The 24,109-nt window shown below is 71.0% G+C and carries 25 protein-coding genes and 1 pseudogene; 18 read left to right on the top strand and 8 right to left on the bottom strand.

Annotated elements, in window-relative coordinates; all coding sequences use genetic code 11:
- Both AC07FV_RS32285 and AC07FV_RS32290 read left to right on the top strand, forming a co-directional pair.
- Positions 1–860, top strand: a pseudogene (locus AC07FV_RS32285) (PE-PGRS family protein); the annotation flags it as partial.
- 70 nt (positions 861–930) lie between these two features.
- On the top strand, positions 931–1,533 hold the full coding sequence (locus tag AC07FV_RS32290) for a hypothetical protein (protein WP_479091154.1): 603 nt from the start codon (positions 931–933) through the stop codon (positions 1,531–1,533).
- 72 nt (positions 1,534–1,605) lie between these two features.
- Here the strand turns inward: AC07FV_RS32290 and AC07FV_RS32295 are convergent, their stop codons facing one another.
- The 7 genes from AC07FV_RS32295 to AC07FV_RS32325 form a co-directional block, all read right to left on the bottom strand.
- Entirely contained in the window at positions 1,606–2,445 is an 840-nt protein-coding gene (locus AC07FV_RS32295) for a hypothetical protein (RefSeq protein ID WP_479091155.1), read from the bottom strand.
- Positions 2,446–2,503: 58 nt separating this feature from the next.
- A complete protein-coding gene (locus tag AC07FV_RS32300) occupies positions 2,504–3,082 on the bottom strand; it encodes a hypothetical protein (RefSeq protein ID WP_479091157.1) in 579 nt (192 codons plus the stop codon).
- Between the two features lie 48 nt (positions 3,083–3,130).
- Complete coding sequence (locus tag AC07FV_RS32305; RefSeq protein WP_479091158.1) at positions 3,131–4,306, bottom strand: hypothetical protein; 1,176 nt, start codon at positions 4,304–4,306, stop codon at positions 3,131–3,133.
- A 103-nt stretch (positions 4,307–4,409) separates the two neighbouring features.
- Entirely contained in the window at positions 4,410–4,985 is a 576-nt protein-coding gene (locus AC07FV_RS32310; protein ID WP_479091159.1) for a hypothetical protein, read from the bottom strand.
- A 160-nt stretch (positions 4,986–5,145) separates the two neighbouring features.
- A complete protein-coding gene (locus AC07FV_RS32315; RefSeq protein WP_479091160.1) occupies positions 5,146–6,231 on the bottom strand; it encodes a hypothetical protein in 1,086 nt (361 codons plus the stop codon).
- Entirely contained in the window at positions 6,228–6,899 is a 672-nt protein-coding gene (locus AC07FV_RS32320) for a hypothetical protein (RefSeq protein WP_479091161.1), read from the bottom strand. The genes AC07FV_RS32315 and AC07FV_RS32320 overlap by 4 nt, the downstream gene beginning before the upstream one ends.
- Before the next feature lie 215 nt (positions 6,900–7,114).
- Positions 7,115–7,867: a hypothetical protein gene (locus AC07FV_RS32325; RefSeq protein ID WP_479091163.1), complete on the bottom strand. Its 753-nt coding sequence runs from the start codon at positions 7,865–7,867 to the stop codon at positions 7,115–7,117.
- Between the two features lie 481 nt (positions 7,868–8,348).
- Between AC07FV_RS32325 and AC07FV_RS32330 the strand changes: the two genes are divergently transcribed.
- The 15 genes from AC07FV_RS32330 to AC07FV_RS32400 all read left to right on the top strand — a co-directional run bounded on the left by AC07FV_RS32330 (position 8,349) and on the right by AC07FV_RS32400 (position 22,494).
- Entirely contained in the window at positions 8,349–9,080 is a 732-nt protein-coding gene (locus AC07FV_RS32330; RefSeq protein ID WP_479091165.1) for a hypothetical protein, read from the top strand.
- A gap of 17 nt (positions 9,081–9,097) precedes the next feature.
- On the top strand, positions 9,098–9,955 hold the full coding sequence (locus AC07FV_RS32335; RefSeq protein WP_383646936.1) for a hypothetical protein: 858 nt from the start codon (positions 9,098–9,100) through the stop codon (positions 9,953–9,955).
- A complete protein-coding gene (locus AC07FV_RS32340; protein WP_383646938.1) occupies positions 9,952–11,259 on the top strand; it encodes a TadA family conjugal transfer-associated ATPase in 1,308 nt (435 codons plus the stop codon). Before AC07FV_RS32335 ends, AC07FV_RS32340 begins: the two co-directional genes overlap by 4 nt.
- Before the next feature lie 5 nt (positions 11,260–11,264).
- The gene (locus AC07FV_RS32345) at positions 11,265–12,311 is read left to right on the top strand and encodes a type II secretion system F family protein (protein ID WP_479091166.1); all 1,047 of its coding nucleotides are present in this window, start codon (positions 11,265–11,267) and stop codon (positions 12,309–12,311) included.
- A complete protein-coding gene (locus tag AC07FV_RS32350) occupies positions 12,308–13,228 on the top strand; it encodes a type II secretion system F family protein (RefSeq protein WP_383646941.1) in 921 nt (306 codons plus the stop codon). The genes AC07FV_RS32345 and AC07FV_RS32350 overlap by 4 nt, the downstream gene beginning before the upstream one ends.
- 95 nt (positions 13,229–13,323) lie before the next feature.
- Positions 13,324–13,584: a hypothetical protein gene (locus AC07FV_RS32355; RefSeq protein ID WP_043381290.1), complete on the top strand. Its 261-nt coding sequence runs from the start codon at positions 13,324–13,326 to the stop codon at positions 13,582–13,584.
- A 54-nt stretch (positions 13,585–13,638) separates the two neighbouring features.
- Positions 13,639–14,088: a TadE family protein gene (locus AC07FV_RS32360; RefSeq protein ID WP_063482782.1), complete on the top strand. Its 450-nt coding sequence runs from the start codon at positions 13,639–13,641 to the stop codon at positions 14,086–14,088.
- Positions 14,089–14,502: a TadE/TadG family type IV pilus assembly protein gene (locus AC07FV_RS32365; protein ID WP_383646944.1), complete on the top strand. Its 414-nt coding sequence runs from the start codon at positions 14,089–14,091 to the stop codon at positions 14,500–14,502.
- Positions 14,499–14,960, top strand: coding sequence for a TadE/TadG family type IV pilus assembly protein (locus AC07FV_RS32370; RefSeq protein WP_479091168.1), 462 nt, complete (start codon positions 14,499–14,501; stop codon positions 14,958–14,960). Before AC07FV_RS32365 ends, AC07FV_RS32370 begins: the two co-directional genes overlap by 4 nt.
- Positions 14,961–15,024: 64 nt before the next feature.
- Positions 15,025–15,687: a hypothetical protein gene (locus tag AC07FV_RS32375; protein WP_479091170.1), complete on the top strand. Its 663-nt coding sequence runs from the start codon at positions 15,025–15,027 to the stop codon at positions 15,685–15,687.
- Positions 15,687–16,736, top strand: coding sequence for a hypothetical protein (locus AC07FV_RS32380; RefSeq protein ID WP_479091172.1), 1,050 nt, complete (start codon positions 15,687–15,689; stop codon positions 16,734–16,736). Before AC07FV_RS32375 ends, AC07FV_RS32380 begins: the two co-directional genes overlap by 1 nt.
- A 159-nt stretch (positions 16,737–16,895) precedes the next feature.
- On the top strand, positions 16,896–19,874 hold the full coding sequence (locus tag AC07FV_RS32385) for a BTAD domain-containing putative transcriptional regulator (RefSeq protein WP_479091174.1): 2,979 nt from the start codon (positions 16,896–16,898) through the stop codon (positions 19,872–19,874).
- Positions 19,871–20,608, top strand: coding sequence for a prepilin peptidase (locus tag AC07FV_RS32390; protein WP_479091176.1), 738 nt, complete (start codon positions 19,871–19,873; stop codon positions 20,606–20,608). The genes AC07FV_RS32385 and AC07FV_RS32390 overlap by 4 nt, the downstream gene beginning before the upstream one ends.
- A 79-nt stretch (positions 20,609–20,687) precedes the next feature.
- On the top strand, positions 20,688–21,887 hold the full coding sequence (gene mqnC, locus AC07FV_RS32395) for a cyclic dehypoxanthinyl futalosine synthase (RefSeq protein WP_383646955.1): 1,200 nt from the start codon (positions 20,688–20,690) through the stop codon (positions 21,885–21,887).
- A 7-nt stretch (positions 21,888–21,894) separates the two neighbouring features.
- On the top strand, positions 21,895–22,494 hold the full coding sequence (locus AC07FV_RS32400; protein WP_479091178.1) for a hypothetical protein: 600 nt from the start codon (positions 21,895–21,897) through the stop codon (positions 22,492–22,494).
- 32 nt (positions 22,495–22,526) lie between these two features.
- Here AC07FV_RS32400 and AC07FV_RS32405 read toward each other — a convergent pair whose 3' ends face one another.
- Positions 22,527–23,540 (bottom strand): chitinase, encoded by a 1,014-nt coding sequence (locus AC07FV_RS32405; RefSeq protein WP_479091180.1) that lies wholly within the window; start codon positions 23,538–23,540, stop codon positions 22,527–22,529.
- 184 nt (positions 23,541–23,724) lie between these two features.
- Between AC07FV_RS32405 and AC07FV_RS32410 the strand changes: the two genes are divergently transcribed.
- Positions 23,725–24,108 carry a hypothetical protein gene (locus AC07FV_RS32410; RefSeq protein ID WP_479091181.1) on the top strand — a complete coding sequence of 128 codons (384 nt, stop codon included), beginning with the start codon at positions 23,725–23,727 and terminating at the stop codon, positions 24,106–24,108.
- Position 24,109: the final 1 nt, after the last annotated feature.

Consider the following 24,109-nt stretch of genomic DNA (forward strand, 5'->3'; position numbering starts at 1 on the left):
CGGGGACCAAGGTCCTGCTGGGCAACGCGGTCAAGACCGGCAAGCTCGGGCCGATGAAGGACGCTCTCGCCGCCCGGTGGACGGCGCCCGGCAGCAACCCCGTCCTGAACTGGGCGGGCACCAAGCTGGGCAACTACAACCCGCCGATCCGGTCACTGTCCGCCCCGGGCAGCTGGTTCCCCGGCCAGCTCGGCAACATGGCCTCCCGGAGCCCGACGTACCAGCGGGTCGCCAACGTCCCCCTGAGCTCGGGCTTCCTCGGCGACCGCTGGGGCGGCGGATGGGACATGCTGCGCCGACGCGGCTTCATGAACGCCAAGCTGCTGGGCGTCACTCCCAACCAGGCCATCAACTTCTTCGCCGGGTCGGACGACCTGGCCCGCATGTACGGCGGGCTGACCCACTCCGGGCAGGCCGTCACCCGCGCGGGACAGGCCAGCCTCATCACCGTGGGCAAGGCGGGAGGGTTCGGCGCGGCGGCGAAGACCGCGGGACTGTGGCGAGGGGCCGGAATCGTCGGATCGGCGGGGGCGACGGCGTTCTCCGTGGCCAACATCGCCACCATGGACCACGGGAAGGAGTGGGAGAAGAGCAAGGCCGGTTACCTGGCCAACTACGCGGAGGTCGGGTTCAACGCCTCCCTGACCGCCGCGATGGTCGCCCCCACCCCCCTCACCATCGGCCTCGCCGTGGGCACCGGCATCGTCTACGGAGGACTGAAGGTCGTCGAGCACTGGGACGACATCACGGAAGGCGCCGACAAGGCCGCCGACTGGGTGGGCGACAAGGCGAGCGACATCGGAGGCGACATCGCCGACGGCGCCAAGAAGCTGGGCAGCGCCCTCAACCCGTTCGACTAGCCCCTACGAAACGCCACGTAACCCCACGTAACCCCACGTAACCCCACGTAAGAAACGAGCCCCCGCCGCCATGGAGACGAGTAGCGAACCCCTGACGTTCGAGCTGGCGCCGTGCACCGACCGGCCCAAGAAGGCGTTGCCCACGACCGGCCTCAGGGGAGACGTGGGCCGCTTCGGAGCCGTGGTGGTGGAGCGCTGCCCGTTGCACCGGCCGCAGGCGAAGGGCATGGACACCGTCCGGCTGACCGGCCCCGCCTTCCCGGAGACGGTCTTCCGCGGCAAGCGCAGGTCGGGGATGCCTTCCCTCTTCAAGGCCGAACTCACCCTGGACGGCGGCCCCGCCGAGCTCCGCTTCAACCCCCGGGCCCTGCGCAAGGAGGATCGGGCACTGCGCATCGCGTACGACGGCCGGGAATACGTCTACTCCTTGGAGGGCCTGGGCAAGGCGAAGATCCTTGAGAGGGAGGGCGTCCGGGTCTCGATGCAGCCCGGCCGGTTCGTCCCGTCGGCCGGAACCGGCACCGCGGGCACCGCCGCCGGACCGGCCGACGCCGTGGACCTGGCCATCGCCATCGTGCTGGAGCAGGTGGACACCGACGTCCTCACCCTCGGCGGCGCCGCGCTGTCCTCCCCGTTCGCCCTGATGCAGCACTTCTCGGACCGGGCGGAATAGGCCACCTGACGGGCGCGTGATGCCGCTCCCCAGCCGCTCCAGGACGGGCTGGGGGCGCGCACGGCTACCGACTCAACTCGGTTCTGGCCTCACTGCGAACTCTTCGGCGGCCGGAAGCAAGTCGGTGATCATCCGCCAGACCTTCTTGGGCTCTACCCGGGCAAGCCTGAGCGTCGTGCCGTCCTCGACCTGGCCGGGCAAGATCGGCTCGGCCGGCAGTTCACGGTGCCAGTAGCCGAGCGGCCCGCAGTCCCACACGGCGAAGCCGCGCACCTGCGGGGCGGGAGCCCCTCCGTCGAGCCCTCGCCAAGCGGCGGTCATCCGCCAACTGCTACGCATCCCGGCCATCAGTGCGGCGAGCGTACCGAGCTGTGGCTGACCCGTGAGCCCGGCGCTCCTCAGGGCCTCCGCGATGCGGCCGATCCCCTCTTCGGCAGACAGGCCTGGAAGGCTTTCCAGAGTGCCCAGCCCTGCGTCGAGCACGGCCATGGTGGTCTCCACCACCGGGGTGGCAACCTCCGTGGCCTCGTCCCCCTGGAGGTTGACCATCCGTGCCAGTGCCCATACGAGCATGTTCGGCTCCAGCCGGACGTACTCCGACTCCGAGGAGCCCGGCCAAGACTCATGGGAGTACGCGTAGCCGTCGCCGATGGTCACGCCGTGGTGAAGGGTGCCGTTCGCCGCGAGTGCTTCCACATGGAGGATTACGGCAGGTGCGCGCAGCGTGTCGAGCAGCGGGCCCAGCGAGAAGTCGGGGTTCCCGTCCTCGTCCGTCAGTCCGGCCTCGCGCAGAGCGCGGTCGGCCTCAAGCAACTCTGAGGGCACCGGAGTTCCGTCGGTTAGGTGACGGAGAACGGCAAGGTGGCTTTCGGCGAGCCGGAACCGGCCCCGGCTGCTGTCATACGAGGGCATGGCGCATCGCTTTCGTAGGCGGCGGGAATGAGGTGAAGCCTCGGGCAGGCCGGAGGCATTACTGGAAAATCTCCAGCCAGCCCAGTGACCTGCTGAAAAATGCTCGTACCGCTCCGCCTCGGGTGAGATTACGGGTGTTGACGCCGCACATGACAGCGGCGAGAGCGAGATCGGTGGCGTCGGCTGGACCATGGACGGTGAAGACGGCCTTCTTCCTCACGCCCTTGCCCTGTCGGCTGGATCGGATCTCCACCCCATCCCGGACCAGGGTGCGGTCGCGGTGCCGGGCGGTGGTGGCGAGATAGTGGTAGTCCCGACCGGCAACCCGCATCCGAAGGGCCCGCCCGGCTCTGGTCTGAGCCCAGCGGTTCCGTTTGAGACGGATGCCGTCGCGGCCGACGCTGAGCCGTCCGTTGAAGAGCGAGGGCTTGCGCCCGTACGCCCACCCGTCGAACGACGTCGTGGGAACAGCGTCTCCCCTGACCTCCGTCACGTGACGGTCCCCGTGTCGTCTCGCCGGGTAGACCACCTCGATCTTCCCGAACTCTCCCGCCGTACCCCGATACCCGAACTTCCAGGTCAGCCGGTGACCCGAACGGTCCTCCCAGTGATCGAGCGTGTACGTGTTCCGCTGCATGCTTACTTCCCCTCGTGCTGCTCGGCGCGGATGTGTCGCGGTCCGCCGTCAGTCGAACGGATTGAGGGCGCTGCCCAGTTTCTTGGCACCGTCGGCAATGGCATCGCCGGCCTTTTCTGCCTTGTCCCCCACCCAATCCGCAGCTTCCTCGGCGCCTTCGCTGATCGCGTCCCAGTTGTCCCAGACCAGAGTCCCGGCGTAGACGAGTCCGGTGCCGACGGCCAGACCGACGGTGAGGGGGGTCGGAGCGACCATGGCCATGGTCATTGAGGCGTTGAAGGCTGTTCCCGACCAGTTCGAGAGGTACTTGGCCTTGTCCTCTTCCCACGCCTTGCCGTGATCCATGGTCGCCAGGTTGGCAACGCCCCATGCGGTGGCGCCGACCGAACCGACGATGCCTGCACCGCGCATCCAGCCCGCAGCCTTCGCTGCGTTGGCGAGTCCGCCGCGTTGGGCAACATTGAGCAGGTTTGACTCGGTGGCGGTGGGCAGGTAGAACGCACCTTTGCGCATGTACCCGGCGAGCATCGCCGCCTCGTCCGAGCCAGCGATTGCACTCGTCGGTACCCGGGTCAACCAACTTCCCACTTTGGGAACCCTGGACAATTTGCTCCAGTGATCGTTGATCAAGCGAGAAGTAAACGTGCCCGGCGCATTCAGCACCTTGGACTGTTTGAAATAAGAGATCAGGGATTTCCCGCCAAAGATCGCTGTCGTCGATGCGGTGAAGAAGGCGGAGAGGTTCGCTGCCCCTTCCACGTAGGACGCGACTGCCTTTCCCAGATCCTCATTTCCGGTGAGCTGCGTGACGGCATCGCCCTGAACCCTGACGAGCCAGTCGTCGAGAGTCTCACCGTCTTTCTTCTTCAGCCAGCCGTCGTCGAGTTCTTTGTTCGACGCGGTGGCGTTGGCGACCAGCAGGATGTCTGGAGGAAGGTCTTTGTTCTTGAGCTGCTCAGGGGTGAATCCGGCGAGCAGCAGGCCGGCCAGTGGATCGCCGTTCTCAAGGCGGGCATAAGCGGCCTTCTTGCGCAAGTTCGGCGCGGTATCCGCTATCCAGGACCGCATGGGCTGAATCGGGCTCAGTTTGTCCGACACCCCGAGGGTCGATGCCCGTGTGAGTGCCTCACCGAACCTGTCCTCCAGCCCGCCCCGCCCGTCGAACAACTTGGCGAGCTGTTCCAGGTCCTGTGGGTTCACCACTCTGTCCGGTTTGCCTGCCACGAAGCTCCTTCTGGTCATGAGAGTCGGCTCGTCCTCCGTGGGGATAGCACAGACGTGCGGATACCGTATCGGGGCCGAGGCGGGACTTGGAAAGCAGATGCCCTTAAATCTGCCGGGCTCGCGTTAGTGCATCCAGCAACGCCCTGCGGTCGTGGGTGGCGATCAGCAGCGATTCGCCCTGCACCGTCTCGACGACGATCTGGTCCATGCCCATAGGTACCGACCATCCGCCACCCATGAGCCGCGGCGGCTTGGTCGTACGGCTCTTGCGCCGCAACTCGGTGAGTTCCTCGCTCGACCGGGCAGACAGCGATGCGACGAACTCCGCGTCAGTCGGCTGCTCAGTGGCCTCTCGAATGGAATCGATCGTCAGTGAATCCACCGTGATCCTCTCCCTGCCCACCGTCAACCGCCCGTCCAGCAAAGTAATTCGCTGGTAGATACGCTTGGAGATCGGTACAGCGTTGAACACGATCGCCAGAACAGTCGAAAAACCGAGAATGACGAACCAGACCGTGCGGTCCTGGGGCAGTAGGACACTGCCCTGGTAGGCAACCCAGGCGACCAGGATCGCCGAGGTGGTGATAGACCAGCGCTTCGGCAACCTTTCCCGGTACACCACCGACCGGCCGAACGCGGCGTGCGTCGCGCCCGTTCCGGAACCGTCAGTACCTTTCATGGCTACTCCCTCAGGTCGTACCAGCCTCCGCTGGCGGTCAGGCTACCCACCAGCCGCTACGGGGCATGGGGCGGCAAGGTGCCCACCCAGGCCAAATCCTTGAGACGGGTGCTGCCGAAGCTCCTGGGCGCGTCTTCCTGCCTGGCCACTACTACCGTGCTTACCGGTTGACGGACTGGATCTCCTGGACCGTGACCGCCTGGGCGTTCCCGAAGGTCCCGTCGGGCAGGTCGCCGCCCGCGCCCCCGGAGCCGGTCCACGCGATGTCCCAGGTGATGGTGGCCTGGAGGTTGTAGGTCCCGTCGCCGGAGGAGCGCAGGTACTTGATTCCGCAGGGCGGGGTCTGGTCGGCCTTGCCCTTGGCGTACGGCTCTCCGATGGAGTCGTCGGCGTTGATCGTGCATTCGCCGGAGGCGGGGTAGGTCTCGGCGTCGGGTGTGCCCGGTTCCAGCTTCAGGGACACCGGCCTGGCGGTCGTCGTGGCCGTGAGGTCGAAGCCGGGAGCGGTGATCGAGGCGGTGGCCTGGACCTCGTCGAAGACGGCCTTGTCGAGCCACGCCCAGGTCGGCAAATTCACCTTCGTGGCCTGCTCGGGAGCGAGGCTGATCTTGGTGTCCGGCAGCTGCATGTGCTGGTAGGCGAGGGCGGCGAGGATCTCCGGCGTGATGGCTTCCTCGTGCTGGGGCGGCGGGGCCTCGCCGTTCTCCACCCAGAAGGGGAGGTCAGTGCAGGCACTGCGCTTGAGGATGTCCGGTTCATCGGGGTTCTCTACGCCGGCCCAGAACATGCCCTCGCCGTCCTTCTCGACGTTGTAGTCCTTGTAGCCGGGGGTGTCGGTCCAGCCGAACTCGTCCTCGTAGTGACTCTTCGTCTGGCCGATCGCCGCGCCCGCGTGTCCGGTCATACCGGGAGCGCTCGCTGCCTTCTCGAGGTCTGCGGACATCTTCTTCTTGAAGTCCTTGGCGCCGAGGTAGGGGGCGTACCAGCAGGGCGGAGGCGTCCAGTCGACGTCCGTGGATGTCACGTTGCCCTTGCCGCCGCCCTTGGCGACGGATCCTGAGTACTGGATGCGGGCGGCGGCGTAGATGCCGGTGTTGTCGCTGCCGGCCGTCTGTTCCGAGCCTCCGCCCTTGCCGGTGTCCACTGGTTCGGCGGCGGCGGTGGAAGCGGCAAGGAAGACGGCGGCAGAGGCCAGAGCGAGGGCGGTGGAGCCGCTGGTCAACAACCCCCGTCGAGCTTCATTCACTGGCACTTCTCGGCCTCCGTCTCGACGAACACCTGAGATGCCTGCCACAAGCTCTCACTGGTCGGGTACTTGACCATGATGATCTTGTAGTAGTTGAAATCCTTGAGGCTCGGTGACGTCTTGAGGACCTTGCCGGTCTCGACCTCTTTCCCGAAGAACTTTCCGGTGTCCGCGCAGAAAGCGACCTCCACGGACTTCCCGTTAGGGGTGGACCGCGTGGTGGCGTCGTAGTGACGTCGAGTGCCCGAACCGGTCCAGCCGCCCTTGATCCACTCGTTGATCTGCGTCTCTGCGTACTGAAGGCCCCCGCCCGTGGCGTAGGCACTCAGGGCCGCGTCCTGGGCCGTACGCTTATGCACCCCCCGGTAGATGGCTCGGAGATAGTTCGCGGCATCTTCCATCGCCGCGGCCTCGTTCTTGTTCTTCGGCTGCTCCCAGTCGAAGACAAGGTTCATGTCCTTGGGCAGGGAGACGTCCACGCCGTCCGGCTTGTCCGCGGCCGGGGCGCCCGACGGGCTGGGCGACTTCGTCGGCTGAGCCGAGTTCAGGTCCGCACCGTTGATCTTGTCGTTCCCGCCCGAGTCGTCGTCCCCTCCTCCGCAGGCCGTCAACAGCAGGGCTGCCGTCGCGGTGAGTGCGGCGGCAACGGGCAAAGAGCGGCGCTTCACTGTGGGCTCCCCGTGAGACAAAGGTTCAGTCAAGAGAACAGACGCTATCGGTGGGGTTCGTGGTTTCGCCAGAGCGAATCGTCCGAGGCCGGAGGCCGCCGTACGCGTTCCCGGCCCGGACCGGGAAAGGGGTCGGCGCGCGTCACCCCGGCCCGGGCCGGGAGGTGGACCGGCGTCCGTCACCCCGGCCCGGGCCGGCAGGTGCTCCGCGCGCCTCACCCCAGCTTGCGGTTCTGTGCGGTCACCACCGTGGGTGAGAGCTTCGCGTCGCTCGGACTGCGGTTGGCGATCGCCAGGCCGTCGACCGAGAAGTGGACGGCGAGGACGTCGCCGCCGCGGACGACCTCCGTGTGCAGGACGTGCGGGACACCCAGCGAGGTCATCGTGGCCCTGAAGCCGAGCGACTCGTCGCCGGCGGGCGTGACCTGCTCCGCGGTGACGGAGTCGTAGGGGGTCTTCGCCCCGTTCGCCTCGGCCGTGAAGCCGGCGCCGCACGACTGAACGGCCTTGCGTACGCCGGCGAAGGCGGACTGTGCGCCCCCGGCCCGGTAGGTGGTGAGGGTGATGTACGTGAAGCCGATGCCGTTCACCGTCTCGGTGCCCGGCGACCCGGTGTCCCGCTGTCCCGAGACCACCCGGGTGAGGTCCGCCTCGGGGTCGCCGAGCGGCAGTTGGTTCATGGCGAGGGCCAGCGGTGCGCAGACGGACTGGTCGAGCGTCACCTCGTCCGGGGTCCGGGCGAAGCGGAACTCGTCGTCGGGCTCCGCCACCCTGAGCCCCTTCACGTCGGACGTCGTGACCATAGTCCGGGCCAGGCGCTCCGCCGCAGTGGGTGCCTTCGTCGAGGGCGCCTTCGTCGCCGGGTCCGTGCCGGAGGCGGCGTCGTCCCCGGTGCCGGCGCAGGCGGTGAGCGCGGCGACCGCGAGCAGGGTCAGGGTGGCGAGCGCGGCCGAAGTGGCGCGATTCATGCGGGCGGCTCCTGCGTGGGGGGTGTCACTGGTCCGAGCGAAGATCTTGGCACGGTCGATCCGTTCCCTCGTGAGTGATTCGTGCAGGCATGATGGCGGCACCGTGACGGACCGCACGCCCGGAAGGCTCCCGGGACCCGTTCCTGAATTCGCACGCGCACAGTCGGACTGGTCGTACGCGGAGCGGTGCTCAACGGGGTTGCGGCCCTGCGAAGTTGCGGACGGGTAACGCCGGGTGGGGAGCGGTCCGGCGAGGTGGCCGTGCCTTGAGGGGCTTATGTGCTGCTGATACGGTGCCATGGCTTGACACTCGCCCCAGCGCTGGATATTCGCCCAGGTCGGACGGGTGCGTCAGGGGATGTCCCTGGACGTCACCGACCGGGCGGCGCGGGTGAAGTGTCCGAGAATGCAGGCGATTCAGATGATTCCGTGCGCCGAGTAGTGCGCGGAGACGAATCTTGGGTGTACGGGGAGCGGTTGCGTGAAGATCCAGGAGCGTACGGGGGCGGGCGCGGGACGTTCCGCGGCTCCGGCTCAGCCGTCGGTCGGTGACCGGCTTCCCAGCCCCCCTCGCGAGCGCAAACCGGCGCTGGCGGCGCTGGCGGTGCTGCTGATCCTGGTGGGTTCGCTGGGCGCCACGATGCTGGTTCTGCGTGCCGGGGACCGGATCGAGGCGGTCCAGGTCACCGCCGACGTCAAACCCGGTGAGTCCCTCACCGAGAAGAACATCACGGCCGTCATGGTCAACGAAGACTCCGGCGCCGACTTCGTGCGGTGGGAGCAGCGCGCGGGTCTGATGAAGCTCCAGGCGAAGTCCACGATCTACAAGGGCACGGTCGTCGTCGGCCAGATGTTCGCCGACAAGACGGGCATGGAGCAGGGCAAGGCCACGGTCGGCGTCTCCCTCAAGGAGGGGCAGTACCCGGCCGGCCTCGACTCGGGCGACAACGTGGCCGTCTACCGCGTGGGCAGCAAGGCCTCCTCCGGTGGCAGCGGGCAGAACGGCTCCTCGGGCTCCTCCGGCTCGTCCGGCGCCGACAGCTCCCTGCTGGTCGAGCGCGCGGTCGTCGTGTCCGCCGGGTCGTCCGACAGTGACGCGATCAGCAGCACCGCCCTGCCGGTCACGCTGACCGTGGACGCCGGCGACGCGGCCACCGTCGCGCAGGCCGCCTCCGCCGGCGAGGTCGCCGTCGTCCTCATCCCCGGCAACTAGAAGGCGACCCGCATCCCATGGCCCTCATCGCCCTCGCCGCCGACAAGGGTTCCCCCGGCGTCACCACCGCGGCCGTCGCCCTCGCGGCGGTCTGGCCGCGCCGTGTCCTGCTCGCCGAGACCGACCCGGCCGGCGGCGACCTGGTGTACCGCTCCGCAGCCGCGCACGGCGGACCGCTCAACCCGAACACCGGCATGCTGTCGATAGCGGCCACCGCCCGGCGCGGCCTCGTCCCCGACCAGCTCTGGGACCACGTGCAGCCGCTGAGCGGCGGTCTCGAGGTCCTCGTCGGGCTCGGCATCTCCGAGCAGGCCGCCGGTCTCGCGGGCCTGTGGCCCACCCTCGGCCGGGCCTTCGCCTCGCTCGCGGACTCGCCGAACGCCCCCGCGGACGTCATCGCCGACTGCGGCCGCATCAGCGGTGACTCGCCGGCCACCGAGCTGTTCCCGCACGCCGCGCTGGTGCTCCTCGTCTCCCGTACCGAACCGGAGGCCATCGCCCGGGTCCGCGACCGTGCCGCCGCCCTGTCCGCCAAGCTGCACGGCGGCCCGCGCGGTGCCGCGACCCTCGGTATGCCGATGATCGGCGTCGTCCTCGTCGCCGACACCAACGACGCGGCGAAGCTCTCCGGCCAGGTCAACGACATGCTCGTGCACGCCCAGACCGGCGCCCGCGTGGTCGGCACCATCGCCGACGACCCGGCCGGCGCCGACCAGCTGGCCGGCCGCAGGCGTGGCCGGCTGGAGAAGTCGCTGCTCATCCGCTCGGCCCGCAAGGTCACCTCCGACCTGTACCAGCAGTTCGGCGCGGCCTGGTCCGTGCCCGCCGGACCCGCCGGCACCGACCTGTCCGGTCACGCGGGGGCCGGCCGATGACCGCTGTCGACCACTCGCTGGTCAAGCGGTTCCGGCAGGACGCCGGCGACCGCATCGCCGAGCAGCGCCGCCAGGACCAGGTCAGCGGCGTCACGCCGATGTCCACCGAGGACGAGCGGCAGTACGCGCGCGCCGTCATCGCGCAGATCCTGGAGGAGTACGCCCGCGCCGAGATCAACGCCGGGCGTACGCCGCTGGACGCGGAGACGGAGGAGGCGTACGCCGCCGCCGTGCACGCGGCCCTGTTCGGCGTCGGGCGGCTCCAGCCGCTCCTCGACGACCCCGAGGTCGAGAACATCGACATCAACGGCTGCGACCACGTCTTCGTCGGCTACTCCGACGGACGCGAGGAGCGCGGTGAGCCGGTCGCCGAGACCGACGAGGAGCTGATCGAGCTGATCCAGATCCTCGGCGCCTACTCGGGTCTGTCGTCCCGCCCCTTCGACTCCGCCAACCCGCAGCTGGACCTCAGGCTGCCGGACGGTTCGCGTCTGTCGGCGGTCATGGACGTGGCGCGGCGCCCGGCGCTGTCCATCCGCCGCGCCCGCATGGGCAAGGTCTTCATCTCCGACCTGGTCGGCAACGGCACCCTCACCCCCGAGCTGGGCCACTTCCTGGCCTGCGCGGTCCGGGCCCGCAAGAACATCATGATCGCGGGCGCCACGAACGCCGGAAAGACGACGCTGCTGCGCGCCCTCGCCAACGAGATCCCGCCGCACGAGCGGCTCATCACGGTGGAGCGGGCGCTGGAGCTGGGGCTCGACACCTTCCCCGACCTGCACCCCAACGTGGTGGCGTTCGAGGAGCGGCTGCCCAACTCCGAGGGGCAGGGCACCATCAGCATGGCGGAGCTGGTCCGCCGCTCCCTCCGTATGAACCCCTCCCGCGTCATCGTCGGCGAGGTGCTCGGCGACGAGATCGTGACCATGCTCAACGCGATGTCGCAGGGCAACGACGGCTCGCTCTCCACGATCCACGCCAACAGTTCGCACGAGGTCTTCAACCGCATCTCGACGTACGCCCTCCAGGCCACCGAGCGGCTGCCCATCGAGGCCAGCCAGATGCTGGTGGCGGGCGCCGTCAACTTCGTCGTCTTCGTCCAGCGGCGCAACGACTTCCAGAGCGGCGGACGTCTCCAGCGCATGGTCACCTCGGTCCGCGAGGTCAACGGTGTCGACGGACGCGTGCTGTCCAGCGAGGTCTTCGCCGAGACGCCCGACGGCCGGGTGGTGCCGCACGCCCCCATAGCCTGCCTGGAGGAACTCATCGCCTACGGCTACCGGCCCAACGGAACCTGGGGGTGAGGGACATGACCACGCACCCGGCCGGTGTGCCGCTCGCGGCACTGGACTCCCTCGGCTCGATGGGCGGCCTGTTCTCCACCACCGTCCTGTACGCGCTGGGCTGCGGTGTCGCCGTCGGCGGCGGCCTCGCCCTCCTCCTCGTCGCCGTCCGCGGACTGCCCGCCAAGCCCGAGCACGAGAAGCGGCAGGCGGCCGAGCGGGCGAACGAGCTGATCCGCTGGGCGGGTCAACGGGGTTCCCTCGCCGCCATCGTCGGCCTCGCCGTGCTGCTCCTGACCCGCTGGGCGGTGCTGGGCATCGCGGCCGGCGTCCTCGTCTTCTTCTGGGACCGCCTCTTCGGCGGCGCCGGTGAGGAACGGGCCGCCATGAAGCGCGTGGAGGCCCTCGCCTCCTGGACGGAGTCGCTGCGCGACACCATCGCCGGCGCGGTCGGCCTGGAGCAGGCCATCCCCGCCTCGGCCCGTGCCGCCGCCCCCGTCCTGCGCCCGCACCTGGACGCCCTCGTCGACCGGCTGCGCTCGCGCACGCCGCTGCCCGAGGCGCTCCAGCACCTCGCCGACGAGATCGACGACGCGTCCGCCGACATCATCGTCGCGGCGCTGATCCTCAACGCGCGGCTGCGCGGCCCGGGCCTGCGACAGGTCCTCGGCGCGCTCGCCAAGTCGGCGCGCGAGGAGGTCGACATGCGCCAGCGCGTCATGGCGCAGCGCGCCTCGACCCGCCGGTCGGTCCAGATCGTCGTCGCGGTGTCGGTGCTGTTCGTCCTCGGCCTGTCCATCTTCAACCGGGACTTCGTCGAGCCGTACGGCTCACCCGTCGGCCAGCTCGTCCTGGCCTGCGTGTGCGGGCTGTTCGCGCTGGGCTTCTGGTGGCTGCGCAAGCTGTCGACGATCGAGACGCCGGAGCGCTTCCTGGTCCGGGACGGCTCCGACGTCCAGTTCGTGCGCCCCCGCACCGCGGAGCGCACGGGCGCCCAGGGCCAGCCCGCGCAGCGCCTGCCGCAACCGTCCCAGCCGTCGCAGGCGTCTGGGGACGAGGGGGTACGACGATGAACCTGACAATGCCGGTCCTGGTCGGCGCGGTCATCGGCCTGGGCGTCTACGCCCTGGTCCGCGCCCTGATGCCGAGCAGGCGCAGCCCGGTCCAGCAGGTCGCCCGGATCGACGCGATGCGCGCCCGCGGGACGGCGTACGAGTCGGCCCGGACGGTCCAGGACTCCGGCCGCCTCGGTTCGCTGCGCGCCCAGGTCGGCGCACGCGTCGCCGAGCTGTACATGCAGCAGGGCTGGGAGCAGCGCTCGCTGCGGGCGGACCTGGCGGTACTGGACCGCAGCTGGGAGAAGTTCCTGGCGACCAAGGCGCTGCTGGCGGCGGGCGGCCTGTTCTTCGGGCCGTTCCTGTTCGCGATCGTCTGGACGCTGGGCTTCGGCGACAGCCCGATCATCCCGGTCTGGCTGGCGCTGCTCTGCGCGGCGCTCTTCTTCTTCCTCCCCGACCTGGAGGTGCGCCGGGACGCGGCCGAGAAGCGCCGCGACCTGCGCCGCGTGATCGGCGCCTACCTGGACCTGGTCTCCATGAGCCTGGCCGGCGGGCGCGGTCTGCCGGAGGCGCTGATGGCGGCGGCGGAGGTGTCGGACGGCTGGGCCACCCACCGCATCCGCAACGCCCTGGCCGACGCGCGCATCACCGGCATCAGCCAGTGGCAGGCGCTGGGCCAGCTCGGCGAGGACCTCGGCGTCGAGGAACTCAAGGACCTGTCCGCCTCGCTGGCCCTGGTGGCCGACGACGGCGCCAAGGTCCGCGAGTCCCTCGCCTCCCGCGCCGAGACCATGCGCCACCGCGAACTCTCCGAGATCGAGGGCAGCGCGGGCGAGAAGTCCCAGTCGATGCTCGTGGCCCAGCTCCTGCTGTGCGCCGGGTTCCTGGTGTTCCTCATCTACCCGGCGGCGATGCGGGTGTTCCAGGTGTGACGCTCCGTCCCCGCCTACGCCTCCTTCGCCCCCTTCGACCCAGCAGCTCCGAGCCGCTTCGACCACAGAACTGATACGAGAGGACACAAGCCACCATGAACGGACGGAACCTCCGCACCGGCACCACGGGCATCGTGCCCGTGGACTTCCTGATCACCTTCCTGCGGGCCCGCGTGGACCGCGCCCGCTCCGGCGAGCTGGACCGCGGCGCGTCCGCGGTCGAGTGGGTCATCATCTCCGCGGTCGTCGTCGCGATCGTCGGCGTGGTGGCCGCCATCATCAACGCCGCGCTCAGCGAGGGCGCCAACAAGGTCGGCGACTGCATCAAGGGTGCGGACGCGGGCAGCACCTGCTGACCGCGGGCACGGGTTCCGCCGCGGCAGGCAGTACGGGAAGCAGGGGGATACGGGGTGTCAGTGCGCGTACGTGGCTGGGTGCGCCGACGCGTGGAGGCTGCCTCCGCGCGCGGTGACTCCGGCATGACCGCGATCGAGTTCGTGCTGCTCACGCCGGTCCTCTTCTTCATGATCTTCGCGACCGTGCAGTTCGGGCTGTACTTCTTCGCCGACCACGTGGCGCAGGCGGCGGCCCAGGCGGGCGCGCGCAAGGCCCGCGCCACGGCGCACGACCAGCCCGGAGGCTGGCGGGGCGAGGCCCAGGACGTGGTCGACAGCTACATCCGCCAGCTGGGCCCCCAACTGGTCCTCTCCCCTGACGTGAAGCTGCTCCAGCCGGAGCAGGACACGGTCGGTGTGGAGATCACGGCCCGCATCCCCACCGTCTTCCCGGGCCTGGACCTGACGGTGCACGCCCAGTCGATGGGGCCGGTGGAGCGGTTCGTCCAGGAGGGGGAGAACTAGATGGACGACTCCCGTCCGACCACCGGTGACGAGGGCCTGTCCACCATCGAGGTGGTGATCCTGGCCCCGGTGATGATCCTGTTCATCCTCGTCCTGGTGGCCTTCGGCCAGCTCGTGGACGGCCGCGGCGCGCTCGACGGAGCGGCCCGGGACGCCGCCCGCGCGGGCTCCATCCAGAAGGACCACGGCACGGCCCTCGCCGAGGCGAAGAAGGCGGCCGAGTCCAACCTGTCGGACGTCTGCGCCGGCCCGGTCTCCGTCGTCCAGAAGAGCGCGGGCTTCGAGCCCGACACCCTCTTCACGGTCGAGGTGAGCTGCGAGGTGCGGGGTCTGGCCTCCATCGGCCTGAACATCCCGACGACGCTGACGGCGAGTTTCAGCTCCCCGCTGGACCCCTACCGGAGGACGGCGTGAGGACCCCCGTACGCACCTGGCTCACCGACCGGCGCGCCCGCCTCGACGACCGCGGCTCGGGCGCCGGCGCGGTGATCATCTTCGCCCTCGTCTTCCTCTCCCTCTCGGCCTTCGTCATCGACGGTGGCATGTCCATCTCCAAGCGGGAACGCGCCGCGGACATCGCCGAACAGGCCGCGCGCTACGCCGCGCAGGACATCGACCGCGAGGCCCTCTACGACGACGTGGGCGGCCCCGCCCCCATCAACTACGAGAACTGCGACGCCCGGGTCAAGTCCTTCGCCGCGGAGATGGACATGACCGGCCAGGACATCGCCGCGACCCACTGCGTGACGGCCGACGTCGCCCAGGTCGAGGTCGAGGTCCAGCTGACCTACTCCCCGGTCTTCACGGGGATGTTCTACGGCGGCGACGTGGTCGTCCACGGGCAGGCGGTGGCGGAGAACGAGGTGGGCTGACCCGACGCCCTCCCTCCCCTCCCGCCCCGCGCCCCATCCCCCCACCGACGGAGGTACCACTCCCATGCGCACACGCCCGACCACCACCACCGCGGCCGCCGCCCTGACGGCCGCGGTCGCCCTCATGCTGTCCGGCTGCGGCGGCTCCGACACCGGGGACTCCGGCAAGGACAAGATCACGGGCGCGGACACGGGGGCTTCGTCCTCGGCGTCCCCGACGGCGTCCGCCGGCGGGGACGACATCGAGCGGCCGAAGATCACGCTGCCGTCCGATGTCGAGAACGTCTTCGAGGGCGGCTCCACGGGCGACGCGAAGAAGGACGTCGTACTGGCGGACAACGAGAGGCGCGTCAACTCGATCGACGAGGCGATCGTCGTGGATGCGGACAAGCATCCGGCGCTGGAGTTCTACTCGAAGGGCGACGCCCTCATGTCGGCCGCCACCTACATCAAGTCGTTCTACGACAATGACCGCAGCTTCACGGGCAAGACCCGCTACTACGACCGTGAGGTCACATTCGCGAAGGACGGATCGGCAACCGTCACGTACTGCATGGACGCGACCGGCACTTACCCGAAGAATCGCAAGACTGGCAAAGTGGACCGTTCGGTCGAGGCGTCGCCCAGCGACTACACCTTCTACAACACCCGGTTGGAGAAGAACGCCCAAGGCGTGTGGCAGACGACGAGTGTGTCCTCGACCGAGGCGGCCAAGAGGTGCATGTGATGCGAGCTGCCTTCTCCACGCGCCTGCTCCTGGTCCCCGTCCTCACCCTGGGAATCAGCGCTGTGCCGTCCGTGGCCGTGGCAGGTGGCGGCCGCGACGCCGGAGGTGGCACGGAGGCCAGCTCCAGCGCGTCCTCCCAGGACGGCGTCATCAGGGCGGAGACCAAGGTCACGACCACCGTGAACGGCAGTTCGCGGACTACCGGCACGGGGACACTCACGCCGGACAACAGCAACTGGACGCCGCCGGCCTGCTGGTACGAGCCCGCCTTCTCACCCAAGGAGATCGAGAACACCGTAAAGCTGTGGCGGAGTATTGACGGCTTGCCGTTCCTTGGCGGCGTCGGTGACTTCGTCGGTGACTCTCTGGATGCGTACTACAAGGACGGAGAGCCCTACAAGGACTACAACCTCGACAAGGAGGGCGAGGGAATGTTCTGGGCGGCGGTGAAGAACCCCAACCGCAAGGACGATCCCGCGGCCAACTCCTGCAGCAAGCAGCCCTTCTGGGTGGACGAGGGCGAAGTCCCCGAGGAGCCCTTGGCGCTCACCCCCAAGGTGCTCGCCGAATACGCCTACGACGAGTTGCCCGTCCCCGGCACCGAGATCACCATGGCCCCGGCCGGCTCCACCAAGGTGAACCTGCCGACCTGGATCTGGCTGGACAAGGCGAAGTTCAAGAAGGTCTCCGTCACCGCCGGCCTCCCCGGTACCGGGCTCTCCGCGACCACCACCGCCGAGCCCGTCTCCCTGCACATCGACCCGGGTACCGGCGACGCCCAGACGTACCCGGCCTCCGGCGACTGCGAGATCAACGGGGACGGCAGCATCGGTGAGCCCTACGCGGCCGGAAGGGCCGACGACACCCCGCCCTGCGGCGTCACCTACCTGCGCGCCTCCGGCGCCGACGGTGCGTACCCCCTCCAGGCGACCCTCACCTGGAAGATCTCGTGGACCAGCACCACGGGCGAGGGCGGCAACCTCCCGGAGGGCACGTTCGGCGCGACGCAGGACGTGACGGTCCAGGAGATCCAGTCGGTGAACCGCTGAGGCCGGCCGGCGGTCGGGGTGGTACCGCTCCGTCCGCCCCCTCCACGCTGTCGGTGCGAGTCCATAAGATCTCTGTAGGCTCAGCACACCCACATACCTGACGCACCGGTCACCCCTACCACCCCTGCCCACGCTCACACACGACCCAGGAAACCCGCCATGCCGCGACGCCGCACCCCCAGCTCGTCAAGCTCGACGGGAAGTTCGCCGGCCCCGAGAAACCGGACGCCTCAGCCGGTGCGGGTGCGGCGGCGGTCGTTCGGGGACTTCGTCAAGGCGTTCCTGGCCTTCGTGGCGCTGGCGGGGCTGGTCGTCGGGGTGCCCCTCGGGCTGGCCGTGACCGTCGGGTGGCCGTTCCCCGACGGTGCACCCGGTCTCGACTGGCTCCAGCGCGAGATCACCGTCGACACCTTCCTCAGCATCCTGACCGTCATCGTCTGGTTCGCCTGGGCGCAGTTCGCCGCCTGCGTGCTCGTCGAGGTCAAGGCCGCGCTGTCCGGCGTGGGGGTGCCGGGGCGGGTGCCGGGGGCCGGGCCCAGTCAGCTGCTGGCCCGGCAGCTCGTGGCCGCGCTGCTGCTCGTCGGCGCCACCGCGGCGAGCCTCACGCCGGGGCTCTCGCAGCTCGGGCACAGCCTGGAGGGGAACCAGAAGCCGTCCGTGGCGGCCGCCCAGCAGACGCCGGGGCTCTTCGCCCAGCAGCAGGAGCAGGCCGCCGGTGCCGCCGGCGCCCTCGCCGAGCAGGCCGGTCAGGCCGCGGCCCGCGCCGACGGAGCCTCCGCCGCGCACGGCGACACGAAGTACTACCGCATCCAGCCGCCCGAGGGGCGTCACCACGACTCCCTCTGGGAGATCGCCGACCGGCACCTCGGCGACGGGCGCCGGTACCACGAGATCTTCGAGCTGAACAAGGACCGCGTCCAGCCGGACGGTTCGAAGCTGTCCGAGGCCTCCCTGATCCGGCCCGGGTGGATCATGGAGATGCCCGGCGACGCCCGCGGTGGCGAGCTGGTCGAGATGCCCGACGAGGCACCGAAGGTCTCCGAGCAGGTACAGCAGCAGATCCAGGACTACGCGCGGACCGGGGACCAGGCGCAGGGGAGCGGCGGCGCCCGGGGCGGCGACGCCCACGTCTCCCTTCCCGAGCAGCGACCCGCGCCCGCGCCCGCCCCGAGTGCCGGGCCGGAGCACACCACCCCCGCCGAGGCCGGGCCGGGCGCGCAGGACGGCCGGTTCGGGGACTCCTTCGGGCTTCCCGAGTCCCTCCTCGCCGCTCCCCTCCTCGCCGCCGGCCTCCTCGGCGCCCTCGGCCGCCGGCGCCGGCAGGCGCTGTGGCAGTCGGCGCTCGGCGGCATCGGCGGACGGCGCGGCATGGAGCCGCCCACGCCGAGCGGCGACGCCCTGGACGTGCACGACGCGCTGCTGGTGGGCGCCGACCCGGAGGGCGTACGCCTGCTGGACCGGTCCCTGCGCGGGCTGGCCGGCGCGCTCGCCGCCGAGTCGCGGCCGCTGCCGGTCGTCTACGCCGCCTGGATGGGCGGCAACGGCGACCTGCACCTCCAGCTCGCGCAGCCCGCCGGGAAGCCGCCGGCGCCCTGGCAGGCCGGGCAGGACGAGACCTTCTGGCTGCTGGCCCGCGCCGACGCCGAGCGGTACGAGGACGTCGACACCGCGGCGCCGTACCCCGGGCTCGTCAGTCTCGGCACCATGGACGACTCCCGGCTGCTGCTCAACCTGGAGTCGGTGCCCGGCCTGGTCTCGCTCAGCGGTACGCAGGCCGACCGGGCCGCCGTCCTCGCGTCGGTCGCCGCCGAACTGGCCACCAACGGCTGGTCGGACCGCATGACCATCACCCTCGTCGGGTTCGGCGACGACCTCACGCCCCTCGCTCCCAACCGGATCCGGCACCTCGACGGCTTCGACGACCTCTTCGAGACCATGTCCGCCGAGACCCGGCAGCGCCGCGGCGCACTGGGCGCGGCCGGGCACGACTCCGTCCTCACCGGCCGCACCGGCCCCGCCCAGCACACGCGCTGGGCGCCGCACCTCGTGCTGCTCGCCGCCCAGCCGTCCGACGAGGACGCCCTGCGCCTGGCCGAACTGGCGGCCGACGCGAGCCGCCTCGGCATCGGCTACCTGGTCGGCACCGAGGGAGCGGAACTGCCGGGCGCGGCCTGGGAGATGGAGATCACCGTCGAGGGCAGGCTGCTCGCGCCGCTCCTCGGCCTGGAACTGGAGGCCCAGTTGCTGCCGGCCGCCCAGCAGCGGGCCGTCGTCGAGCTGTTCACCGACGCCGACCCGGAGCACGGTCCCGGGGGCCCCGGCGGGCCCACCAACACCCCGCCGTTCCTGGTCGACATCAGCGAGCAGGGCCGTCCGGCGGTGTACGCCCGCCTCGTCGGGTCATACGAGATCATCGGCCTGGAGGCGCCCGACGGCGAGCGCAGCGCCCAGCTGCACGAGGCGCTCGCCCTGCTCCTGCTGCACCGCGAGGGCGTCCACCCGCGCGTGCTGGCCTCCGCGCTCTGGCCGCGCGGAGTCACGCCGGACGTGCGCGACGCGCTGCTGGAGCGCCTGCGGGCGTGGCTGGGCACCGACCCCGACGGCACGCCGCGGCTCGGCACCGACGCCACCGGGCGGCTCACCCTCGCCCAGTCCGTCGTCTCCGACCTGGACGTGCTGCGCTCCCTCTACTACGAGGCCACCCAGGGCCGGGGTGTCGGCAGCCGCCAGGTGCGCGGCCGGCTCCTCACCGACGCGCTGGTGCTGGTGCGCGGGCCGCTGCTCGCCGACCGGCCCGAGGGCCGCTACCGCTGGCTCACCCACGAGATCGTCGACGCCCAACTGTCGCTGCTCGTCGCGGACACCGGGCTGGCGCTCAGCGAGTTCCACCTGGAGAAGGACCGCGCCGAGAAGGCGATCGAGGCACTGAACGCGGCCCTGCGCACCGCCCCGGCCGACGAGCGGCTGTGGCACGAGCTGCTGCGCGCCACGCACGCCACGGGCGACCCGGACCGGCTGCACGCCCTCGCCGCCGACCTCGTCGGGCGCAGCGGCGCGCGCGGTCTGCCGCCGCGCACCGAGGCGCTGCTCGACGAACTGCTGCCGACCTGGCGCGAAGGCGTCGCCGCCGCCGGATGAGCATCGACCTGCTGCTCGTCCTCGTCGCCGCGCTCTGGGGCGCGGCGACCGGCGCGCTCCTGCCCCGCGCGGCCTACCGCTTCTCCGCCCCCGCGGGGGAGGCGTGGCGCGAGCGCTGCCCGCGGGAGCACCCGGTCGCGGGCTGGCTCGGCCGCGCCCGGTGCGGGCAGTGCCCGGCGGGGGCGGCGTCCTACGGTCCCCGGGCGACCTCCCCGGCCACCGTCACCGCCCTCGTCTGCGCCGCCCTCGCCGCCGCCACCGGGACCCGTCCCGAGCTGGCCGTCTGGCTGCTGCTCGCGCCCGCCGCCGTCCTGCTCGCCGTGGTCGACCTGCGGGTACGGCGGCTGCCCGACCCCCTCACCCTGCCGCTCGCCGGCGCCGCCCTCGCCCTCCTCGGCCTCGCCGCGCTCCTGCCCGAGCACGCCGGCCACTGGACCACCGCCCTGCTGGGCGCCCTCGCGCTCGGCGCCGGCTACGGCGTGCTGTTCCTCGTCAACCCGGCCGGCATGGGCTTCGGCGACGTGAAGCTGGCCCTCGCGGCCGGCGCCGCGCTCGGCTGGTACGGCTGGCCGGCGGTCATGCTCGGCACCCTCGCCGGGTTCCTGCTCGGCGCGCTCTACGGCGGGGCGCTCGTCGTCGCCCGGCGGGCCGGCCGCAAGACCGCCATCCCCTTCGGGCCGTTCCTGCTCGCGGGCGCGTTCCTCGGCGTCCTGGCCGGGGCCGGTGCGGCCTGAGCGCGGAAGCGTGAAAGGCCTGGCGTACGCTGGGTCGCGTCCGTCCACAACCCTTACGAACTCTGCGAAAGGGACGCCGGTGACCGAGAAGGCCGACCTTCAGCCCATCCTCGACCGCGCCGCCGCCGGTGGGCGGATCACCCCCGAAGAGGCGCTCGACCTCTACCGGGACGCGCCGCTGCACGCGCTGGGCGCCGCCGCCGACGCCGTACGCAGGCGCAGGTACGCCGGTACCGAGCACATCGCGACGTACATCATCGAGCGGAACATCAACTACACGAACGTGTGCGTCACGGCGTGCAGGTTCTGCGCCTTCTACGCCGCGCCCAAGGACACCGCCAAGGGCTGGACCCGCGACCTCGACGACATCCTGCGCCGCTGCGCGGAGACGATCGAGCTGGGCGGCACCCAGATCATGTTCCAGGGCGGCCACCACCCGGACTACGGCGTCGAGTACTACGAGAAGCACTTCGCCGCCATCAAGAAGGAGTTCCCCGAACTCGTCATCCACAGCCTGGGGGCGAGCGAGGTCGAGCACATGGCGCGGATCTCGAAGGTGTCGGTCGAGGAGGCCATCACCCGCATCCACGCCGCCGGGCTCGACTCCTTCGCGGGGGCCGGCGCGGAGCTGCTGCCCGAGCGGCCGCGCAAGGCCATCGCGCCGCTGAAGGAGTCCGGCGAGCGCTGGCTGGAGATCATGGAGATCGCGCACAACCTGGGCGTGGAGTCCACCTCCACCATGCTCATGGGGACCGGCGAGACCAACGCCGAGCGCATCGAGCACCTGCGGATGATCCGGGACGTGCAGGACCGCACCGGCGGCTTCCGCGCCTTCATCCCGTACACCTACCAGCCCGAGAACAACCACCTGAAGGGCCGTACGCAGGCCACGCTCTTCGAGTACCTGCGGATGATCGCCATCGCCCGGCTGTTCATGGACAACGTCGCCCACATCCAGGGCTCCTGGCTGACCACCGGCAAGGAGGTCGGCCAGCTCTCCCTGCACTACGGCGCCGACGACCTCGGTTCGATCATGCTGGAGGAGAACGTCGTGTCGTCGGCCGGTGCCAAGCACCGCTCCAACCGGCTGGAGATCATCGACCTGATCCGCAAGGCGGGCCGCGTCCCCGCGCAGCGGGCCACGACGTACGAGCACCTGGTCGTGCACGACGACCCGGCGAACGACCCGGTCGACGAGCGCGTCGTCTCGCACATCTCGTCCACGGCGATCGAGGGCGGCACGGCCCACCCCGAGCTGAAGCTGCTCGCCTCCAACTGAGGCCGCCGTGCTGACGATCCACGTCTGTGAAGCCTCGCCCGAGGCGGCCGTCGTCGTCGACGGCGCACTGCTCGCCGCCGTCGGCCCGTACGAGGCGCTGGCCGCCGGCCACCCGCGGGCGCGGGTGCGCCGGTGGCCCGGCATCCTGACGCCCGGCCTGCTCAACCCGTACGGTCCGGAACTGCTGGAGCAGGCCTACCACCCCGACCCGCGCGAGGCGGACCGGCTGGGCACCGAGCCGGTCTTCGGGCAGCGCGCGCTCGCACTCCTCGGCGCGGATCCGTCCGCGCGGGGCGCCAGCGCGCGCCGAGGGGTGCAGCGCATGCTGGCGCACGGCACGGTAGCCGTCGCCGGAGAGCTGCGGAGCCGCGCCGTCCTGGACGCGGTGCGCGGCGCGGGGCTCGCCCTGGCGGGGCGTCCGGCAACCCTGCCCGGGCCCGCGTCCCTCTCGCCGAAGCCGCTGGTGCTGCTCCCCGGGCTCGCTCCCGGGAAGCCCGCCCGCTTCGCGGTGTTCGACGTGCCCGACCGGGCCGCGCTCGTGCGGGACGGCGCGGCCACCTGCGTGGCCACCGTCGTGGGCGGCCGCCTGGTGTACCGGGGGCGCTGAGCGCGCGGATCCGGGGGCGCCTCCGGCCGGTCCTACGCGCCGAACGCCGCCCCGAACGCCCCGTCCTCCTGCTCCACCCCGCTGCACGTGGTCAGCGCGTCGGCGGCCGACGCCTCCTCCCCGCACCGCCGGTCCCGGAAGGCGGCCCACACCGACACCCACGCGAGGCCCTTCTCCTCGGCGAAGGCGCGCACCTCCGCCGCGTCCGCCAGGGTGAAGGTCTCGCCGGCGACGTCGTTGACGCCGAGCATCGAGGTGAGCGCCATGCCGCGCCAGGCGCCCGCGTCCGAGGTGCCGAAGACCTCGCGGAGCTGCGGGTGCGCGGCCCGGGCCGAGGCGAGGGCGTACGCGCCCATGTCACCGTCGTACGACTCGCCGTAGTTCATGGTCATGAGGTTGACCGTGGAGACCCGGGCGCCGTGGTCGTTGGCGGAGGCCAGCAGGGCCAGGCCGTCGGTGTCCAGGCCGGAGGGCATCACCGGGAGGGTGAAGGAGACCTCCAGGTCGCTCCGCTCCTCCTGGAGCAGCGCGATCGCCGCCGAGCGCAGGGCGACGGAGTCCGCGTCGGTCAGGTCGTCGCCCTCGATGTCGAAGTCCGCGCGCGTGGCGCCGGCCGCGTCCAGGGCCGCGCCGTAGGCGTCCGCCAGGTCCGAGGCGCTGTCGCAGGCCGCCGCCAGCTCCGTCCCGGAGGCGCCGCCGAAGGAGACGCGGACGTCGGCGCCGGACTCCGTCAGCCGCGCGACGCGCGAGGCGACGGCGGGGTCGTCGATGTCCTGGACCCCGTTCCAGCGCGGGACGCAGTCGTCACCGGAGGAGAGGACGAACGCCAGGTTGTACGTCGCCGGGGACCCGCCGGAGTCGGTCGCGGAGGCCGTGGTGGCGCTGACGTAGGGGGCGTAGGCGGTGACCGGCGCGGACGACCCGGAGGGTGCCGTGCCGGCGCCGTCGTCCGTGCCGCCCGCGCCCTCGTCCTGTCCGGCGCAGCCCGCGGTGGCCAGGGCGAGCAGCAGGGCGCACCCTGCCGCCGCCTTCCGGTATGCCCTCATGTGCGGCACGCTCCCGTTCTCGTCGTCGGACGAGTGAACGTCTCACGCGTTGCTGGGACTTTCCTGAGGAAAGGGGCCGTGCTCCCGCCCTCCCACAGGACGCGCACAGGCTGCGGCGCCTTTCATCGGAATCCCACACCGCGGTCCGAGCTCGCGCCGGGCAAAGCTCCCTAGCGTCCGGGGAATGCACACCGAGCCTGCCCTCCCCTCCCGCGCCGCCCCCCGCGGTCGCCGTCGCAAGCGTGGCAGCGGACCCGCGCAAGGGCCCGTCTTCGTCGACGGTTCCGGACGCCGGGCCCGGCTGCTGCGCCGGCTGGGCCTCCTCGTCGGGGCGGCCTGCCTCGGCTACGCGGCCGTCCTCGGCCTGGCCTTCATGGGTGTCGGCACCTCGGTGAACCCGTCCTCGCTGCTGCCCTTCGGAGGCGGACAGGACGCCGGTCCGGGACCCGACGGCGGCACGCGCCCGCAAGGCGGCCCGGCCTCCACGGGGGCCCCGCCCACCGGCACGGCCGGGGCCCCCACCGCCACGTCCGGCGCCACCGCTCCCGGCGCCGCCACCACCGACTGAC

Source organism: Streptomyces sp. NPDC045956, from assembly GCF_056430705.1.

Excerpts from the sequence above, each read along its gene's own strand:
- AC07FV_RS32405 (WP_479091180.1), bottom strand. The coding sequence starts at position 23,540 with ATGAGGGCATACCGGAAGGCGGCGGCAGGGTGCGCCCTGCTGCTCGCC.
- AC07FV_RS32310 (WP_479091159.1), bottom strand. The coding sequence starts at position 4,985 with ATGAAAGGTACTGACGGTTCCGGAACGGGCGCGACGCACGCCGCGTTC.
- AC07FV_RS32345 (WP_479091166.1), top strand. The coding sequence starts at position 11,265 with ATGACCACGCACCCGGCCGGTGTGCCGCTCGCGGCACTGGACTCCCTC.
- AC07FV_RS32375 (WP_479091170.1), top strand. The coding sequence starts at position 15,025 with ATGCGCACACGCCCGACCACCACCACCGCGGCCGCCGCCCTGACGGCC.
- AC07FV_RS32385 (WP_479091174.1), top strand. The coding sequence starts at position 16,896 with ATGCCGCGACGCCGCACCCCCAGCTCGTCAAGCTCGACGGGAAGTTCG.
- AC07FV_RS32380 (WP_479091172.1), top strand. The coding sequence starts at position 15,687 with ATGCGAGCTGCCTTCTCCACGCGCCTGCTCCTGGTCCCCGTCCTCACC.
- AC07FV_RS32365 (WP_383646944.1), top strand. The coding sequence starts at position 14,089 with ATGGACGACTCCCGTCCGACCACCGGTGACGAGGGCCTGTCCACCATC.
- AC07FV_RS32300 (WP_479091157.1), bottom strand. The coding sequence starts at position 3,082 with ATGCAGCGGAACACGTACACGCTCGATCACTGGGAGGACCGTTCGGGT.
- AC07FV_RS32295 (WP_479091155.1), bottom strand. The coding sequence starts at position 2,445 with ATGCCCTCGTATGACAGCAGCCGGGGCCGGTTCCGGCTCGCCGAAAGC.
- AC07FV_RS32390 (WP_479091176.1), top strand. The coding sequence starts at position 19,871 with ATGAGCATCGACCTGCTGCTCGTCCTCGTCGCCGCGCTCTGGGGCGCG.
- AC07FV_RS32410 (WP_479091181.1), top strand. The coding sequence starts at position 23,725 with ATGCACACCGAGCCTGCCCTCCCCTCCCGCGCCGCCCCCCGCGGTCGC.
- AC07FV_RS32325 (WP_479091163.1), bottom strand. The coding sequence starts at position 7,867 with ATGAATCGCGCCACTTCGGCCGCGCTCGCCACCCTGACCCTGCTCGCG.
- AC07FV_RS32335 (WP_383646936.1), top strand. The coding sequence starts at position 9,098 with ATGGCCCTCATCGCCCTCGCCGCCGACAAGGGTTCCCCCGGCGTCACC.
- AC07FV_RS32340 (WP_383646938.1), top strand. The coding sequence starts at position 9,952 with ATGACCGCTGTCGACCACTCGCTGGTCAAGCGGTTCCGGCAGGACGCC.
- AC07FV_RS32290 (WP_479091154.1), top strand. The coding sequence starts at position 931 with ATGGAGACGAGTAGCGAACCCCTGACGTTCGAGCTGGCGCCGTGCACC.
- AC07FV_RS32350 (WP_383646941.1), top strand. The coding sequence starts at position 12,308 with ATGAACCTGACAATGCCGGTCCTGGTCGGCGCGGTCATCGGCCTGGGC.
- AC07FV_RS32355 (WP_043381290.1), top strand. The coding sequence starts at position 13,324 with ATGAACGGACGGAACCTCCGCACCGGCACCACGGGCATCGTGCCCGTG.